This window comes from Promicromonospora sp. NPDC050249 (assembly GCF_040656015.1).
GTDB lineage: Bacteria > Actinomycetota > Actinomycetes > Actinomycetales > Cellulomonadaceae > Promicromonospora.
Genome location: NZ_JBFAKY010000020.1, coordinates 40384 through 56774 on the forward strand (window position 1 = coordinate 40384; position 16391 = coordinate 56774).

19 protein-coding genes are annotated in these 16391 nt (G+C 71.3%); 12 read left to right on the plus strand and 7 right to left on the minus strand.

The window, feature by feature from the left end; all coding sequences use genetic code 11:
• Window positions 1–58: 58 nt before the first annotated feature.
• A complete protein-coding gene (locus tag AB0I32_RS17140; protein WP_357508076.1) occupies window positions 59–901 on the plus strand; it encodes an RNA methyltransferase in 843 nt (280 codons plus the stop codon).
• Between the two features lie 3 nt (window positions 902–904).
• Here AB0I32_RS17140 and AB0I32_RS17145 read toward each other — a convergent pair whose 3' ends face one another.
• The 3 genes from AB0I32_RS17145 to AB0I32_RS17155 all read right to left on the minus strand — a co-directional run bounded on the left by AB0I32_RS17145 (window position 905) and on the right by AB0I32_RS17155 (window position 3202).
• Window positions 905–1948, minus strand: a complete 1044-nt coding sequence (locus AB0I32_RS17145; protein WP_357508078.1) for an alpha/beta hydrolase — start codon at window positions 1946–1948, stop codon at window positions 905–907.
• Window positions 1949–2017: 69 nt separating this feature from the next.
• On the minus strand, window positions 2018–2803 hold the full coding sequence (locus AB0I32_RS17150; RefSeq protein ID WP_357508080.1) for an SDR family oxidoreductase: 786 nt from the start codon (window positions 2801–2803) through the stop codon (window positions 2018–2020).
• A gap of 36 nt (window positions 2804–2839) precedes the next feature.
• Entirely contained in the window at window positions 2840–3202 is a 363-nt protein-coding gene (locus AB0I32_RS17155; protein ID WP_357508082.1) for a nuclear transport factor 2 family protein, read from the minus strand.
• A 78-nt stretch (window positions 3203–3280) separates the two neighbouring features.
• Between AB0I32_RS17155 and AB0I32_RS17160 the strand changes: the two genes are divergently transcribed.
• Both AB0I32_RS17160 and AB0I32_RS17165 read left to right on the plus strand, forming a co-directional pair.
• Window positions 3281–4075 (plus strand): MerR family transcriptional regulator, encoded by a 795-nt coding sequence (locus AB0I32_RS17160; RefSeq protein ID WP_357508084.1) that lies wholly within the window; start codon window positions 3281–3283, stop codon window positions 4073–4075.
• A 141-nt stretch (window positions 4076–4216) separates the two neighbouring features.
• Complete coding sequence (locus AB0I32_RS17165) at window positions 4217–4480, plus strand: hypothetical protein (protein ID WP_357508086.1); 264 nt, start codon at window positions 4217–4219, stop codon at window positions 4478–4480.
• Between the two features lie 47 nt (window positions 4481–4527).
• Here the strand turns inward: AB0I32_RS17165 and AB0I32_RS17170 are convergent, their stop codons facing one another.
• A complete protein-coding gene (locus AB0I32_RS17170) occupies window positions 4528–5349 on the minus strand; it encodes an MHYT domain-containing protein (protein WP_357508088.1) in 822 nt (273 codons plus the stop codon).
• A 307-nt stretch (window positions 5350–5656) separates the two neighbouring features.
• On the opposite strand from AB0I32_RS17170, the gene AB0I32_RS17175 reads away from it, so the two are divergent.
• The 5 genes from AB0I32_RS17175 to AB0I32_RS17195 all read left to right on the plus strand — a co-directional run bounded on the left by AB0I32_RS17175 (window position 5657) and on the right by AB0I32_RS17195 (window position 11233).
• Window positions 5657–6634, plus strand: a complete 978-nt coding sequence (locus AB0I32_RS17175; protein ID WP_357508090.1) for a siderophore-interacting protein — start codon at window positions 5657–5659, stop codon at window positions 6632–6634.
• A gap of 101 nt (window positions 6635–6735) precedes the next feature.
• Window positions 6736–8745 (plus strand): vWA domain-containing protein, encoded by a 2010-nt coding sequence (locus AB0I32_RS17180; protein ID WP_357508092.1) that lies wholly within the window; start codon window positions 6736–6738, stop codon window positions 8743–8745.
• Between the two features lie 85 nt (window positions 8746–8830).
• Window positions 8831–10294, plus strand: coding sequence for an extracellular solute-binding protein (locus tag AB0I32_RS17185; RefSeq protein WP_357508094.1), 1464 nt, complete (start codon window positions 8831–8833; stop codon window positions 10292–10294).
• A 112-nt stretch (window positions 10295–10406) separates the two neighbouring features.
• Window positions 10407–10751 carry a metalloregulator ArsR/SmtB family transcription factor gene (locus AB0I32_RS17190; RefSeq protein ID WP_357508096.1) on the plus strand — a complete coding sequence of 115 codons (345 nt, stop codon included), beginning with the start codon at window positions 10407–10409 and terminating at the stop codon, window positions 10749–10751.
• Window positions 10748–11233 (plus strand): SRPBCC domain-containing protein, encoded by a 486-nt coding sequence (locus AB0I32_RS17195; RefSeq protein WP_357508098.1) that lies wholly within the window; start codon window positions 10748–10750, stop codon window positions 11231–11233. The genes AB0I32_RS17190 and AB0I32_RS17195 overlap by 4 nt, the downstream gene beginning before the upstream one ends.
• Window positions 11234–11268: 35 nt before the next feature.
• On the opposite strand, the gene AB0I32_RS17200 is transcribed toward AB0I32_RS17195, so the two are convergent.
• Both AB0I32_RS17200 and AB0I32_RS17205 read right to left on the minus strand, forming a co-directional pair.
• Complete coding sequence (locus AB0I32_RS17200; RefSeq protein WP_357508100.1) at window positions 11269–11847, minus strand: YbaK/EbsC family protein; 579 nt, start codon at window positions 11845–11847, stop codon at window positions 11269–11271.
• Between the two features lie 10 nt (window positions 11848–11857).
• Window positions 11858–12394, minus strand: a complete 537-nt coding sequence (locus AB0I32_RS17205) for a YbhB/YbcL family Raf kinase inhibitor-like protein (protein ID WP_357508102.1) — start codon at window positions 12392–12394, stop codon at window positions 11858–11860.
• A gap of 96 nt (window positions 12395–12490) precedes the next feature.
• On the opposite strand from AB0I32_RS17205, the gene AB0I32_RS17210 reads away from it, so the two are divergent.
• Together AB0I32_RS17210 and AB0I32_RS17215 are read left to right on the plus strand one after the other, a co-directional pair.
• On the plus strand, window positions 12491–13267 hold the full coding sequence (locus AB0I32_RS17210; RefSeq protein ID WP_357508104.1) for a GNAT family N-acetyltransferase: 777 nt from the start codon (window positions 12491–12493) through the stop codon (window positions 13265–13267).
• Window positions 13264–13977 (plus strand): hypothetical protein, encoded by a 714-nt coding sequence (locus tag AB0I32_RS17215; protein WP_357508106.1) that lies wholly within the window; start codon window positions 13264–13266, stop codon window positions 13975–13977. The genes AB0I32_RS17210 and AB0I32_RS17215 overlap by 4 nt, the downstream gene beginning before the upstream one ends.
• A 201-nt stretch (window positions 13978–14178) precedes the next feature.
• On the opposite strand, the gene AB0I32_RS17220 is transcribed toward AB0I32_RS17215, so the two are convergent.
• On the minus strand, window positions 14179–14802 hold the full coding sequence (locus AB0I32_RS17220) for a QsdR family transcriptional regulator (protein ID WP_357508108.1): 624 nt from the start codon (window positions 14800–14802) through the stop codon (window positions 14179–14181).
• 151 nt (window positions 14803–14953) lie between these two features.
• Between AB0I32_RS17220 and AB0I32_RS17225 the strand changes: the two genes are divergently transcribed.
• Together AB0I32_RS17225 and AB0I32_RS17230 are read left to right on the plus strand one after the other, a co-directional pair.
• The gene (locus AB0I32_RS17225; RefSeq protein ID WP_357508110.1) at window positions 14954–15748 is read left to right on the plus strand and encodes an SDR family oxidoreductase; all 795 of its coding nucleotides are present in this window, start codon (window positions 14954–14956) and stop codon (window positions 15746–15748) included.
• 41 nt (window positions 15749–15789) lie between these two features.
• Window positions 15790–16389: a TetR/AcrR family transcriptional regulator gene (locus AB0I32_RS17230; protein WP_357508112.1), complete on the plus strand. Its 600-nt coding sequence runs from the start codon at window positions 15790–15792 to the stop codon at window positions 16387–16389.
• Window positions 16390–16391 lie beyond the last annotated feature (2 nt).

A 16391-nucleotide genomic window follows, 5' to 3' on the forward strand; every position in this document is an offset into this window, starting at 1 on the left:
ATCCGACGACGGATCCGACCGGGCCGACAAGGGCTCACGGGTCAGGGAGAATGCACGGGTGACCACCCTCGACGTCGTCCGTATCGACGACCCCGCCGACGAGCGCCTCGCCGACTACAACAGCCTCACGGACGTCGTCCTGCGCTCCAAGCACGAGCCGGCCAAGGGGCTGTACATCGCCGAGAGCTCGACGGTGATCCGGCGGGCGCTCGCTGCCGGGCACCGGCCGCGGTCGTTCCTCATGGCGCCGAAGTGGCTGGACTCGATGAGCGACCTGATCGGCGAGACCGGTGCGCCCGTGTACGTCGCCGAGGAACCGCTCCTGAAGGAGATCACGGGCTTCCACCTGCACCGTGGTGCGCTTGCGGCGATGCACCGGCCGCCGCTGCCCGGCGTGCACGAGTTGCTCGCAGGGGCGCGCGGGGGAGCGGGGGCGCGGCGTGTCGTGATCCTCGAGGACATCGTCGACCACACGAACGTCGGGGCTGGGATGCGCGCGTGCGCGGCCCTCGGGGTCGACGTCGTGCTGTTCACGCCGAGCTGCGCGGACCCGCTGTACCGGCGAGCCGTCCGGGTGTCCATGGGGACGGTCTTCCAGGTCCCGTGGACGCGGATCGATCCATGGCCCGCCGGTATCCAGGCCTTGCACGAGCACGGCTTCCAGGTGGCGGCGCTCGCGCTGGAGGACGATTCGGTCAGCCTGGACGACCTCGTGGCCGACCCGCCCGAGAAGCTCGCGCTGGTGCTCGGCACCGAGGGTGACGGCCTGAAAGCCCGCACGATCGCCGAGTGCGACATGACCGTCCGCATTCCGATGACCGGCGGAGTCGACTCCCTGAACGTCGCCTCGGCCGTGGCGGTCGCTGCCTGGGCAACACGGGTGCCGGCCGACAATCAGTGACGGCTACCTCCTGCGCGACGACGTAGTGGCGTGACCGACCACGAGCTGACGGCGTAGCCATGCGACGCGGGCGGCGATGGCGTCCTGCGAGATCACGGCATGAGGGAGCACGACGTCGAAACCGTGGAACCCACCGGGCCAGACGTGCAGCTCGAGGCGGCCGCCTGCCTGCCAGATGCGGCTTGCGTAGGCGACGTCCTCGTCCCGGAACGTCTCGGCCGACCCGACGTCGATGAACGTGGGCGGCAGGCCGGAGAGGTCTGCCGCACGGGAAGGCGCAGCGTACGGGGACACGTCCGGCCCTCCGCGGACTCCGTCGCCGAGGAGCGCGTTCCATCCGGTCTCGTTCGAGGAGCTGTCCCAGATACCGACGCCGCGCATCTGCTGAGCAGAGGGCGAGTCGTTGCGGTCATCGAGCATCGGGGAGAGGAGCAGCTGGGCCAGGACTGCCGGCCCGTTGCGGTCGCGCGCCATCAGGGTGACGCCTGCCGCGAGGCCGCCGCCGGCGCTCGCACCGCCGATGACGATGCGTTCGGGGTCGATGTTGAGCTCGTCGGCGTGATCCGACACCCACACCAGGCCCGCGTAACTGTCCTCGACGGGACCCGGGTGGGGTGTCTCGGGTGCGAGCCGGTACTCGACCGAGACCACGGCCATGCCCATCGGCTCGGCCAGGTTCAACATCTCGACGAGGCCGAACCGGTTGTCTCCGACGATCATGCCGCCACCGTGGATGTGGTAGATCGCCGGGGTCGGCGTCACCGCGTGCCTCGGGAGACAGATCAGCAGCGAGATGTCCGGTGCCCCGTCCGGCCCTGACACCGTCCGCTCCTGCACGCTGTAGCTGCCACTGCGCGCGAGGACCTCGTCGGTCGGGGTCTCCACCCCGGGGACGGGCTTGCGCATCTCGACGATGTTGTCCGGACGGTACGCGTCGGGGGAGCGCAAGCTCGTCAGGATCTCGATGACGGGTGCGAGCTCGGGGTCGAAGGGCGGGGGCGGTCCGACCGGTCGGGTGGATGACCGGTCCGTGATCTGCGTGGTCATGTGTACTCCTGGTGGTAGCGGGCTGGGTGTCTGCCTGCCCGGCTCGCGGGTCATCGACACGTGTCTGGCTCAGACGGTCGGGACGGTGCCGCCGTCGATCACGTACTCGGCGCCTACGATCGCCGAGGCGCGGTCCGAGACGAGGAACCCGACCAGGTCCGCGATCTCCTCGGTGTTCGCGAATCGTCCCAGGGGTACTCCTCCGAGGGAGTCGTAGATCGTCTGCTTGGCTGCTTCACGTGTGAGCCCGTTGCCCTCGGCGATCCGGTCCACGAACCGTTCGTAGGCTTCGGTCTCGATCCCGCCGGGGCTGATCGCGTTGACCCGTACGCCGCGCGGCGCGAGCTCGTTGGCAAGCCCCTTGCTGTACGTGCGCAGCGCGGCCTTCGCTGCTGCATAGGCCAAGGACGCGTCGTACAGGGGCAGCTCACGCTGGATCGAGGTGAAGTGCAGCACCACACCCGACCCAGCCCCGATCATCGCCGGGAGAAGAGCTCGATCCAGCCGGACCGCTCCAAGGAAGTTGAGGTTCAGCTCGGTGAGCCACTGGTCATCGGAGATGACCGCGAATCCACCGGACGGCGTCGACGCCCCTCCGACGACGTGCACCAGGATGTCGAGTGCGCCGGCCTCTGCGATGCGAGCGGCCACGGCGTCGGTGCCTTCTGCCGTCAGGATGTCTGCTTCGATGAACCGGTCAGGGTGCTCGTACCCGTCGGGCATGGCGCGCGCCGTCACGTACACGTCGGCACCCAGCTCTCGCAGTCTGTCGACGACGGCCTTGCCCGAGCCCTTCGAACCGCCCGTGACCAGTGCCCGGCGACCGTCGAGACGATCGCGATCTGAGATAGACATTTCTCTCCTTCGAAGATCGAGGTGGTGCGGGCTCGGTCAGGCTGAGTGGTTGGCGATGACGAGTTCGGCGACGAGGCCGTCGCGCAGCGCGAACCGGTAGTCGAGCTCGGCGACGCCACCCGGGAAGGTGCCCTCCAGTCGCAGGGTCACCACCCAGTGGGTCTCATCGACGCGGCGAGCGCCGATCTGCTCTGTCGTGTACTCGAACTCGGACCCGGCGTCCCGCAGGAACGGGTGGGTTTCCTCTCGGCCGCGGAAGGTCTCGTCCTGGTCGACGACCACGGCATCCTCGGTGAGGAACGACGAGGCGGTGTCGGCGTCGCGGACGATGTGGGCGGCCAGGAATTCGCGCACGGTGGTCGGGAGCAGGTCGGACGTGAGGTCGGTGTGCTGTGTCATGAGCCCACCGTGTGGCCTCGCGGCGCGGGAGGGTCAAGCGGTGGACTCTCCCCCAGGGGGAGCGTTCAGAATGAGGGGGTGCTGACCATCGGGGAGTTTTCGCGGTTGACCCACTTGAGCGTGCGGACGCTGCGTCGGTATCACGAGGCGGCCTTGCTGGATCCCGCTGTCGTGGACGAGACCACTGGTTACCGGTACTACGGCGTCGAGCAGATACCGACCGCGCAGGTCATCCACCGGCTGCGCGAGCTCGACGTTCCCCTGGGCGATGTGCAGCGGATCTTGCGGGCCCCCGACCCGGGTGTCCGCGCGGCGCTGATCGCGGACCACCTGCAACGCCTTGAGGACGAGCTCGACCGCACGCGGGCCGCGGTCGTGTCGCTGCGCCGCCTGCTCCGGCCCGATCCCGCGCCGATCGATGTCGAGCTGCGTGCGGAGCCCGCCCGGACGGTCGCGGCGGTGGAGGGCGTTGTCGGGCATCGTGACGTCGAGGCCTGGTTCGCGGGCGCGATGGCCGAGCTGGAGGCGGCCGTCGGTGCCGCCGTGACCGGGCCGCCGGGCGGCGCCTACGACAACGCGCTGTTCGAGCAGGAGCGCGGGCACGTGCTTGTCTACCTGCCTACCTCTGCGCCACCTCGCACCGGACGTGTGCACCCCGCGATCCTGCCGGCCGCGGAGCTGGCCGTCACCACCCACGTCGGTGAGCACGACGGCGTCGAGGTCGCGTACGGGGAGCTCGGGACCTGGGTGGTGGAGAACGCGATGTCGGTGGCCGGGCCGGTGCGGGAGGTCTACGTTGTCGGTCCTCGTGACACAAGCGATCCCGCTGCGTGGCGCACCGAGATCGGCTGGCCGGTCTTTCGCGTCACCTGAGACTGTCGGTCGGTGCGGCGGCGGACCTGCCAACGGCACGCTCAGCGCAGGTCGCACCCAAGGAGCCCTCAACATCTCGCTCATCGATGCTGCGGCCGCCATGCCCTCGACGCGGGGTACAGCGTCGTCGTCGAAGGGATCATGCACGAGGCACGGTACGGCGAGATGCTTCGTGGCCTGGTCGCCGACCACGCGGGGGAGAGCGTGGTCGTCTACCTCGACGTGCCGTTCGAGGAGACCGTGCGCCGACACGCCGGACGGCCTCAGGCCACGCACTTCACGCCCGAGGAGATGGCCGGGTGGTGGGCGCCGGACGACCGGCTCGGACTCGACGACGAGATCGTCCTCGGAGCGGACACCCCTGCCGAGGAAGCGGTCGACCGACTCCTCGGTGCGCTGGTGTAGTCCCACCACTCACCGGATATGTCGTCCGGACCAGCGCCCCCATCAGGTCAGAGCAGCTGGGACCTGCGCCGCGGCTCGGCCGCCTCGCGCTGGATCTCCTCCTGCCGCCCCTGCCAGCCCTTGAACTTCTCCTGCGCCTCGAGCTCGGCGGCACTCGGCGCCAGGCCGACCACCAGGAGCAGCAGGATGGTGCTGATCGTGACGCCGATGATCAGCGGGCCGAGCAGCGCGGCGACGGAGACACCGCCGTCCGGCACGATGACGGTGCCGGTGACCACCTCCGCCCGCATGGCGGCCATACCCGTGTAGTGCATGCCGGAGACGGCGACACCCATGATGATCGTGGCGCCGACGCCCGCGGCGAAGTTGTGCACCTTCGCCGAGAGCCAGAGGCCCGCGGTGGCGGCGACGATGCCGACGAGGACCGACATGAAGACGGTGGGGATGTCGTAGGTGACCTCGACGCCCACGTGCAGGGCACGCATCCCGAGGTAGTGCATCGCCGAGATGCCCAGCCCGGTGACGATGCCGCCGGCGACGAGCGTGAACGGCCCGACGCCCGCCGTCCGGATGATGAAGAGGCCGAGCCCCACCACCGCGATGGCGAGCAGGCCGCTGGCGATCGTCAGGGGGACGTCGAAGCGGGTCTCGGTTCCCCGGATGTGGAAACCGAGCATGGCGACGAAGTGCATCACCCAGATGCCGGTGCCCCCGATGGAGATGGCGCCGAGGGCGAGCCAGCCGATGCTCGCGAGTCCGTGGGAGACACGCGCGCGCGCCGTGCAGGTCAGGCCCACTGCGCACCCGGCGCACGAGAGCAGGAACGAGAGGATGGGCGTGACCCAACCCAGCGCGAAGTGGTCGATCATGGTGAGGCTCTCCAGCGAGTACGAGGGAAGCGTGCGGCCTGCCGTGGCGATGGGCGGCCGACGGCGCGATGGCCAGATCGTCGGCCAGGCCGATCGGTACCAAGTAAAGAGGCCAGGGGGGCAAGATGCACCCTTTGTACAGGGTTAATTTCCCACTGACAGGGGTGATCTTCCCGGGACCTGGCCATCCTGTTTCACACTCATGAACCATTCGTGGTAAACGGCGTCGGCATGGCGTTCTCGAGGCGCTGTCCGCCGCCCGGAAGGGGTGGCACAGGGCACACAAAGTTAGGTTAGGCTCACCGTCGTGACCACCCAGACCGAGGGGCTCGAAGCCAAGCCCTCGCGAATGTTCGACGTCGAGGTAGCGCGCGTGACGCGCCTGTGCCCGTCCTTCGTCCGCTTCACGTTCCGCGGGCCGGACCTGGACAAGTTCGCGGACAACGGCCGCGACCAGCGCATCAAGCTCCTTCTTCCGTCCCCCCGTGGCGGCTGGGACGCCCTGCGCCGCGACGACCCCGACTGGTACGCCGCCTGGCGCTCGCTCCCGGACGAGCACCGCAACCCGATGCGCACCTACACGGTCCGTACGGTGCGCCAGGACCTGCGCGAGGTCGACGTCGACGTCGTCATGCACGGTGACACCGGGCCGGCGTCGCGCTGGGCGCTCAACGCGGCCGCGGGCGACCCGCTGGTCATCATGGGCCCCAACGCCGAGTACGACGGCATCCACGGTGGCGTCGAGTTCGCCCCGCCGTCGTCCAGCCACGCGCTGCTGCTGGCCGGTGACGAGACCGCTGTGCCCGCGATCGCCGCGATCTGCGAGTCGCTGCCCGCCGACGCCGTCGGCGAGGTCTTCCTCGAGGTGCCGCACCCCGAGGACGGCTGGACGCTCGGTGCCCCCGAGGGCGTGCGCGTGCACTGGCTGGCGCGCGACGGGCGCGAGCACGGCGAGGTGCTGATCCCCGCGGTGCAGGACGCCGCCGACCGGCTGCTCGCGATGGGTGTCCGCCCGTCGTCGGACACCGCGCCCGCGCTGACCGCCGCCGGGGTGGACCTGTCCGCCGAGGTGGAGGACGTCGACATCGACACCGGGATCCTCTGGGAGGTGCCGGTCGACGAGGCGGGCCGCCCCCTGGCGCAGGACACCGTGCTGTACGCGTGGCTCGCGGGTGAGGCCGGCGTCATCAAGACGCTGCGCCGCTACCTCGTGAGCGAGTGCCAGGTGGACCGCAAGTCCGTGGCCTTCATGGGTTACTGGCGCAAGGGCCGCGCGGAGAACTGAGCCGTTCGTCTCCTCCCGGGCGCAGGTCCCGATAGTGCGTTGAACCCGCAAAAGCCGAGGTCAATGTGGTAAATATCGGACCCTGACGTTCGGGAGGACGTATGGGTGCGACGGGGCAGCCTGCAAAGAAGACCGAACGCCGGGAGGGTTCCCGGCCGTGGTGGGGGGACCACCGGACGACGGTGTTCGCCGTGTTCGGGACGGTGGCCGGCATCTGCACCGCCGCGATGGGCGTCGTCGACCGTGGCACGCAGATCGTCCTGCTGGTCGTCTCCGTCGGGCTCTTCCTGGCGGGGCTGGCCGGCCTCGTCCGGGTGCGTACGTACGCGCGCTGGTTCGCCACGGCGTGGAGCTGGGCGAAGGCTCACCGCATCCTCGTCGCGGTGGCGGCGGTGGTCGTGGTGGCCGGCTCGACGGGCACGGCGGTGGCGCTGCAGTCCGCCCGGTCCTGCGAGGACCCGACCGAGGTGGCGGTGATGGTCCCGGAGGAGGGCGCCACCGGCTTCGCGGCGGTGGCGGACGCGTTCGAGCGGGAATCGGTCACGCCGTTCTCCTGCCCCCGGTACCACGTGACGACGTTCGGCATGGGCTGGCCCGCGCTCCGCGTCGCCTTCGAGTCGGGCTGGGGCGCCGCGGCGGGCCAGGACGGCGCGGCGTCGCTGGACCTCGGGCCCCGGCCGGACGTATGGCTGGCGGAGTCCGCGGCGCAGGCGGAGATCGTGGCCCCGCAGCGGGCCGGCAACGGTTTCACGGCCTCCGCGCCGGTGCTGGTGGCAGGGTCGCCGCTGGTTCTCGCGGTGCCGGATCCCTACGTGCAAGCCCTGCGCGCGACGACGCAAGCCGACGACACGACCCAGGAGCTGATGGCGGCCGCCGAGACGGCGGGGCTCGACGTCGTGCGGGCCAACCCGGACGCGTCCTTCGCCGCCGCGCTGCACACCGAGCGGCTCTACGCCGGGTTCGGGAGCGGTGGGGCCGAGACCGACGCACAGGAGGCGCTGGAGCTCGACCTGGGGCACGCCCTCGAACGGGTGGGGCTGCCACCCGGGACCGACGGCGCGCTGCTGTGCCGCCTCGACGAGCTGTCCCGGGCGGAGCCGCCCCGGGTGGCGGTGCTGACCAGCGAGCGCGCGATGATCGACCGCGGTGCGGCGTGCCCCGCGTCGGCCGCCGGCGACGGCGACGCCGCCCTGGTCCCGTTCTATCCGGAGTCCGCCGAAGGCCTCGACTACCAGGCCATGCGGCTGACCTGGGCCGACGCCGAGCCGTCCGAGCGCAGGGCCGCTGCGGCGACGGCCTTCGTCGAGTGGCTGGGGACGAGCGACGGGCAGGAGGCGCTCGGCCAGCGGGCGCGCGTGCGCGACATCGGCGGAAGTCCGCCGTCGGGTGCCGACGGTCCGCTGCCAGGTCTGCAGAGCGAGCCGGTGGTCGAGACCGGTACGGGACCCGTCACGGCCGACCGGGTGCTGTTGATGGAGGACCAGTACCGCGCGGCTCGCCGGCCGGCGCGGGTCCTGGTGCTGGTGGACTCGTCGGCCTCCATGGGCAGGCCGGCGGACGGCGACCGGCTGCGCATCAACGTCGCCGAGCGTGGCGTGCTGGGCGCGCTCGACCACCTCGGCGGGTCCGACGAGGTGGGTATCTGGTCGTTCTCCGGGGACGCCGGGTCGAGCCCACGGCCCGTCCTGGAGGTCACCGGGAGCGAGGTGGCGGAGCGGGAGGCACCGAAGCTGCTGAGCGACGCGCTGCGGCCCGACGGCCACACGCCTCTCTACGACGCGATAGACGCCACGACGTCGGAGCTGGTCCGGCTGGACCCGGGCGGCGTCTCCCGCCGGCACCTCACCGCGCTGGTCGTCCTGACCGACGGGGAGAACCTGCCGGGCGGCGGGCCGGGTGCTCAGCTGTCGGCGTCGGACCTGATGCGTTCCGCCCGCGCGGAGGCCGCTGCGGGCGTGAGGGTCTACGTCGTGGCGGTGGGGGAGGCGTCGTGCCAGGTGAGCGACCTGCGGCGGATCGCGGCGGAGTGGGACGGCGAGTGCTGGGACAGCTCGTTCGGTGAGCTGGAGGCCACGCTGGCCGGCCTGTTCGGACAGCTGGGAGGTCGGTGACGTGACCGGTGGGGCGACGGGTAGTGCGGCAGGCAGCGGGACTGGCAACAGGTCGGGTAACGGGTCGGGTAACGGGACGCACGGCGTGATCACGCGCAGGGGCTTCATCGTGGGCGGTGCGGCGGGCCTCCTGGCCGGAGCCGGGCTCCCGCTGGGCCTGGAGCAGCTGTTCGGCGGAGCCGCCGACCTGGAGAAGTTCTCCCCGGGCGATCAGCTCACCATCCTCAGCGGCCGTGACGAGACCGACGGCGGGCAGCGCCGTCTGCTCGTGGAGCTCTGGAACCGCATGCACGAGGAGCGCCCCGCGCGGATCGTGGAGGTGTCGAGCAACGCCGACCGGGCCTACAGCACCATGCTGTCGGCGGCGCAGGCCCGCGAGCCCGGCTACGACGTCTACAACCTCGACATCCCGTGGGTGCCCCAGTTCGCGCAGAGCGGCTACCTCCGGGAGCTCGACGACGCGACGGGCGACGGGTTCCTCGGCGAGCCGTGGGAGGCCGGCGTCTGGGACGGCGCGGCGTACGCGCTGCCGTTCAACTCCGACGTCGGCCTGCTGTACTGCAACCTGGACCTGATCGCCGAGTACTACGAGCAGGAGGTGCCCACGACCGACCCGATCCCCTTGGGCGCGGGCTGGGCGGGCCTGGACGCGTTCGCGCACGAGGTCTTCGCCAAGGTGAGCGGGGACCGTGCCGGGCTGAGCCGGGCGCCCGTCGACACCGCGATCGCCCTGCAGCTCGCCGACTACGAGGGCTTCACGGTCAACCTGTGGGAGATCCTGCTCGGCGCTGGCGCCGTCTCGGTGGACGCGACCGGACGACCGGTCTTCGAGGACGTCGACAAGATCGACAAGGCCGTCGACGGCCTGGCGCAGCGGCTGCACGCGTCCACGGGCGGCCCGAGCGGCACGGCGGCGTCGCTGGCGTTCGACGAGCAGGGCTCGCTGGCGGCCTTCGCCGCGGGGCGTGCGGTCTTCCTGCGGCACTGGCCGCGGGCGCTGCGCCTGCTGCGGGGCGGGGACGCGGCGCCCTTCCGGGTGGGGTTCATGCCCGTGCCCGGTGGCGGAGTGCTCGGCGGGCAGAGCCTCGCCGTCGCGGCAGCCTCCCGGTATCCGGTGGCGGCCCGGCGCCTGGTCGAGTTCCTCACGAACGAACGCAGCCATCAGCTCATCTTCGAGCGCGGCGGTTTCGCCGCGAGCCGCGAGGCACCGTACCGCGATCCCGAGGCACCCTGGGCGCGCGCACCGGAGACGGACGGGCTCGCCGCCTCGCTCGAGGACTACGCGACAGGAAAGGGCCCCGAGGGCACCAACGCGCCGGAGCGCAAGGCCAACGACGCGCTGCGGCTGGCGATGGACAAGGCCTCACCCCGCCCGCGCTTGCAGCACTACGTGGAGCTCAGCGAGGAGTTCCGACGGTACGTCCGGGCGGCCCTGTCGCCGGCGAGCTCGGCGTCCGGCGGATCCTCGGGCGGTGATGTCCCGTTCGACGGCGCCGAGTTCGTCGAGCGCATGAACGCTGCGATGGACGGCAAGATCACGCCGGGCTGACGCCCGGCTCACCACCAGGTGGCCCCAGGGGTTGACGGGCCGCTGCAGCCACGCTGTACTTAACCTGTTGAGTAATTAACAAGCTGAACAATTAACCGGAAGGCTAAATGCCATGTCCGACGTCGACACGCTCAGCGTCACCTTCGCGGCGCTGGCCGACCCGACACGGCGTGCCGTGCTGGCGCGGCTGCGCCAGGGGGAGGCGACCGTGACGCAGCTCGCCGAGCCGTTCGCGATGAGCCTGCCCGCCGTGTCCCGGCACCTGAAGGTGCTGGAGCGGGCAGGGCTCGTGAGCAAGGGGCGGGACGCGCAGTGGCGCCCGTGCCGGCTCGACGCGGCACCCCTGCGCGAGGTCGACGAGTGGGTGAAGGGGTACCGGGCCTTCTTCGAGGAGCGGTACGACCGGCTGGCGGCGCAGCTCGCCGAGGACACCACGGAGCACACGGAGGAACCATGACGACAGAGCCCACCACCGACCGCGGGTTCACGATGACCCGCGTCCTGTCCGCGCCGCGCGCCGCCGTCTGGGCGGCCTGGACCGAACCCGAGAAGCTGCGCTGGTTCGCCGGTGTCGAGCCCGGGGTCGACTTCGAGCCGAGCGTCGACCTGCGGGTCGGCGGCGCCTGGCGCGTGCACCTGTACCAGCCCGACGGCGTCGACTATGTCACCGGCGGCATCTACCAGGAGATCGTGCCGGGTGAGCGCCTCGTGTTCGCGTGGGGCGCCGTCGGCGGCTGGCCCGAGCTCGACCCGTCCCAGGTCGACGAGGTGCCCGTGGTCACGATCGAGCTGGCCGACCGCGCGGACGGCACCGTCATGACCACGAGCTTCGGCTTCGCCGACACCATGCCGGACACCGACGTCGCCAAGTGGTTCGACCTCGGGATCCGGCCAGGCTGGAACGACACGATCGACCGCCTGGCGCCGGCACTCGGGTAGCCCTGGGCCCGAGGTACCGGCGACCGGGCGGTTCGTCAGCGCTCGACGCCGAGGTCCTCGATCACCTCGACGCCCGGCATCGCGCACAGCAGCGGCCCCGGCATGAGCAGCTTGGAGCGGCGGACGCCGGAGCCCATGAGCGCCATGGTGCCCTCCTCGGTGAACCGGGAGTCCACCAGCACGCGGTAGCCCGCGGGCAGCCCGACGGGCGTGATGCCGCCGTACTCCATGCCCGAGTCGGCCACAGCGCGGTCCATCGGGAGGAACGACGCCTTGCGCACGTCGAGCAGCTTGCGCACCCGCTTGTTGACGTCGGCGAAGGTGCTGGCGGGGACGACGCAGGCCGCGACGCGCTCGTCCTCGCTCCGCTTGCCGGCCACGAGCACGCAGTTGGCGGACGCCTCGGGCGGCAGGCCGTGCAGCTCGTTGAGCGTTGCCGTCTCGGCGTGCTCAGGATCGATCTCTGTGACGGCGACCAGGCTCGCGACCAGGGGGTCGGCGTCGGCCCAGGCGGTCAGGGCGGCGAGCACCGGCTCGGCGAGCAGCTCGGGGTGCTCCAGTGCGGGCGCCCAGACGAGGTCGCCGAGCGTGGGCAGGGTGGCGTTCTCGCTCATCGGTGGTCCCTCACCGGCTGTACGTCGCCGTGAGCGTGGCGCGCCCCAGCAGGTGGAAGTAGACGTTGAACGCCACCTGCGCGTTGGTGTTGTCCGGGCCCAGCCCCAGCTCGCCCGGCGCCACGTCCAGCGCGTGCACGGCGAAGATGTACCGGTGCGGGTGGTCGCCGGGCGGCGGGCCGGCGCCCTCGAAGCCCGGGGTGTGCCCGTCGCTGTACGTGTGGAACGCCCCTGCGGGCAGGCCCGAGCCGTCAGGGGTGCCGGCTCCCGTGTCGAGGGACGTCACGGAGGCCGGGAGGTCCACGACGGTCCAGTGGTGGTAGCCCATCGGCGTCGGCGCGTCGGGGTCGTAGCAGGTCACGACGAACGACTTGGTGCCCTCGGGAAAGCCGCTCCACTCGAGCGCGGGGGAGATGTTCTGGTCGTGCGCTGCGTGCGCGTCCGGCATGCGCTCGCCGTCGGTCAGGTTGCTGCTCGTCAGCGAGAAGGCCGCGGGAGCCGGCAGCAGCGTGTAGGGGTCCGGCGGGTAGGGGCGAGTGAAGTCCATGCCCCCACTCTGCCGAATCGCCGAGCCGGTTGCCAGCGACTGCGGCCGAGCCGGTAATGCTGGCCTGGGCCCGGACCGGTACAGCATGATCGGCGCATGATCATCAGATCCTCCACCGCGCTGGTCCGGCCGGGCATGCTCGACGAGTTCCGCCCCTTCATCGAGGCCGGGACCGCCGGGTTCGCCACGCTCGACGGTTTCCTGGGCGACGAGATCGTCGTCGGACCGGACACCCTGACCTACGTGAGCCGGTGGCGGGACGCCGCGGCGCTCGTCGGGTACGCCGGCCCGGGCTGGCGTACCGAGCCGGTCGTGCTGGAGGACGAGGACCGTTTCCTGGTCGCGCCGCTGCGCGTGCGGCACGTCGAGCTCCGGCAGGCGGTGCCGGACGACGCTGCCGGCATCGCCGACGTCTGGCACGCCGCCTGGGGCGACGGGCACCACGGCCTCGTCCCGCCGGCGCTCGAGGCGGTCCGTACGCGCGAGTCGTTCGGGCCCCGGGCGGCGAGCCGGGTGCCGAACACGACGGTGGCCGTGGCCGACGGGCAGCCTGCGCACGGCGAACCGGCCGACGGTGGTGTCGTCGGTTTCGTCACCGTCCACGACGACGAGGTCGAGCAGGTGTTCGTCTCGGCGACGCGCCGCGGCTCCGGCCTCGCCGCGCACCTCCTGTCCGACGGCGAGGACCGGGTCGCCGCAGCGGGGCACGCGGAGGCCTGGCTCGCGGTCGTGGCGGGCAACGGGCGGGCACGACGGTTCTACGAACGCCAGGGCTGGTCGGACGCCGGACCGCTCGACTACCAGGCGGAGACCGCGGCGGGCCCGGTGCCGGTTCCGGTGCGCCGCTACGTGAAGCGGCTGGTGGGCGAGTGACGAACCGTAAGCCGATCGACCTCGAGCACGCCGTGAACCGCTTCCGGATCGGTGCGGTCGTGGTGGCTGCCGTCGGCCTGGTGTTCCTGGCCCTGCGTCTTCTCTTCGGGTCTCGAAACTCCGCGGGCATCCTCGAGTCCGGCGACCTCACGCTGCTGTGGGGCGTCCTGGTGCTGCTGGTGGTGGTGATCGGCGGCGGAGCCGCCGTCGCAAGGTCGAAGAGTCGGGCGAACCGCGAGTTCACCCAGGACTTTGAGCGGTTCCTCGCACTGGAGCACCCGCACGACGCGATCGTCGTGGGACTCCAGCCGCGCGACCTGCTCGCTCGGGCGACAGCTGCCGGGGCCTCGACGGACCTCATCGGCCACGGCGGCTTGGTCGGCCTCGTCGTGCGGCAGGAACGCGTCGAGGTCTGGATTCCTGGCGACCTGGAGCCGCGGTGGCAGGTGCTGCGCGTTCCGGGCCGGGTCCGGGTGGCGCCCAGCTCCTTGCCGAAGCAGAAGTGGCCGGCGCAGGGTCCCGACGCGGTGGTGCACGCGATCGAGGTCTCGGACGGCGAGCAGTCGGCGTCCGTCGTCGTCCAGCCCGGGAGGACCGACCGGAAGAACCCCGGCCGTGCCACGGTCGAGGCCTTCGCCCAGGCCCTCCGCGCCCTCGGCGAGGACCCGGCCGACCACATCGTGTTGCGGGAGGGAGCGGTCCGTCGCTGACCCGAGATCCTCGACGGCTGACAGCGTCGGCCGATAGGTCCGGGCCGAGCACATGACCGAACTCGCTGACTTCGGTCCCATGCTCTGAGATCGGTCAATCAACCGACCGATCTCAGAGCAACGGACCGATCTCGGCGAGCGGTCCGTGCGACGGACCGATCTCACCGGGCCGGTGCGGCCCGGGCAGCCGGCCGGACCCGGTCAGTCCACCCGGAGGAGGTGGCGGAACGCCGTCCTTGCTCGTTCAGGGCTCGGGGCGTCGCCCGTGATGAGGTCCGCGTACGTGAGCGACTCCGAGACCCGTACCAGCAGGTAGGCCAGCTCCTCGGGGGTGATGGTGCCGCCGAACGGCTTCTCGCCGAGGTCGCGCACCACGAGCCACTCGACGGTCGCGACGAACCGCTGCTGGATGGGGCTGTCGGCAGTGGTGAGCAGCCGCAACGAGCGGGCCGGCTCCCTGCGCAGGAACGCGCGGAAGTAGTCGGCGACGATGAGGTCGTGCGCGAAGGTGGTCAGCATCCCCGCGAGGCGTTCGGCACCCGTCAGGTGCTCGTTCGCGCGCTCGGCCTGCACGAGCGTCGGCACGGCGAGCGACCACAGCACCTCGCTGAGCAGTGCGTCCCGGTTGCCCACCCAGCGGAACACCGACGTGCGGTCGACGCCGAGCTGCGCGGCCAGCGGACCCATGTCGATGCGGTAGCCCTCGATGAAGGTGTCGCGCGCGAGGTCCAGCACCCGCTGCGCCTCGGGGCGCGTGGCCAGCCGAGCGGAGAGGGTGCTCGGCGCGGCTTCCAGTCCGACCGTCGCGATCGACGTCGTTGTCATGGCGGCTATCCAACCGCTACCGAGGTCCCATTGCAACAATATGCAGAATGATGCATACGGGACATTGGTGGAAAACACGCACTCTATCCCGCCGGAGCGAGGGCATGCTACGGTGCAGTTCGCAAACCGACCAGACGGTACGGAGGAATGTGTGGCTGACAACGTCGTCGCCGGTGGGGCCGGGAACGGCCCGGGGCAGAGGTTCGAGGGCAGGGTCGCCCTGGTCACGGGTGCGAGCCGGGGGATAGGCCTCGCCATCGCCCACCGCATCGTGGCCGAGGGCGGCCGGGTCGTGATCACCGGCCGCCGCGCCGAGACCCTCCAGGAGGCGGTCGCCGAGCTCGGTCCGGACCGCGCCCTGGGCGTCGCGGGCAAGGCGGACGACGCCGGGCACCGGGCGGACGCCATCGGGCAGACGATCGAACGCTTCGGGCGCCTCGACCATCTCGTGAACAACGCCGGGATCAACCCCGCCTACGGCCCGCTCGCGGAGCTCGACACGGGCGTGGCCCGCAAGATCCTCGAGGTGAACGTGATCGCGGCCCTGGAGTGGACACGGGAGACGGTCGCCGCTGTACCTGCCGGCAGCCCGCTCCGCTCGATAGTGAACATGGCGTCGGTAGCAGGCACGGCGTCGGGCCCGAACATCGCCTTCTACGGCGTCTCCAAGGCGGCCCTCATCAACCTGACGGTCCAGCTTGCCGACGAGCTCGCCCCGACCACCCGCGTCAACACGCTCGCGCCCGCCGTGGTCAAGACGCGGCTCGCCCGTGCCCTGTACGAGGGCCGCGAGGAGGAGGCGGCAGCCGCCTACCCGCTGCGCCGGCTCGGCATCCCGGACGACGTCGCCGGCCCGGCCGCCTTCCTCCTGTCCGACGATGCCGCCTGGATCACCGGCCAGACGCTCCTGGTCGACGGCGGCGCGAGCGTGCGGACCGCCCTGTGAGCCGGCCGGTGAATGTGGTGGCTACGGTGAAGGATGAGCCCATGCGCACCATGAACGTCCAGGACCAGGTCCTGCGGGCAGCCCTCGACCTCTTCTCCACGCGGGGCTACGCGACCACCAGCGTCCAGGAGATCGTCGCGGCGGCCGGCGTCACCAAGGGGGCGATGTACCACTACTTCGCCTCCAAGGACGACCTGCTGTTCGCGATCTACGACCGGCTGCTGTCGCTGCAGAAGGCGCACCTCGACGAGATCGTCGCGGCGGGCGCCGAGCGCGGCGACGGTGTCGAGGACGTGCTGCGGGCGGTCTGCGTGGACGTGATCTCGACGTCCATCGAGTTCCTGCCCGAGGGCACCGTCTTCACGCGCAGCCAGCACATGCTCATGCCGGACCGCCAGGCGGAGGTCAAGCGGCGCCGTCGCGAGTACCACGAGGAGTTCGAGGCGCTGCTCCTGCGCGGCATCCAGGAGGGGGTGTTCCGCGACGACGTGCCCACGGCCATGCTCATCGCGCACTTCTTCTCCGACGTGCACTACCTCTCCCAGTGGTACTCGCCCGCGGGGCCGCTGACGGCGGGCCAGGTGGCGGAGCAGCTCACCGAGCTGTTCCTGCGCGGCATCAGAGCGACAGGAAAGGACTGACA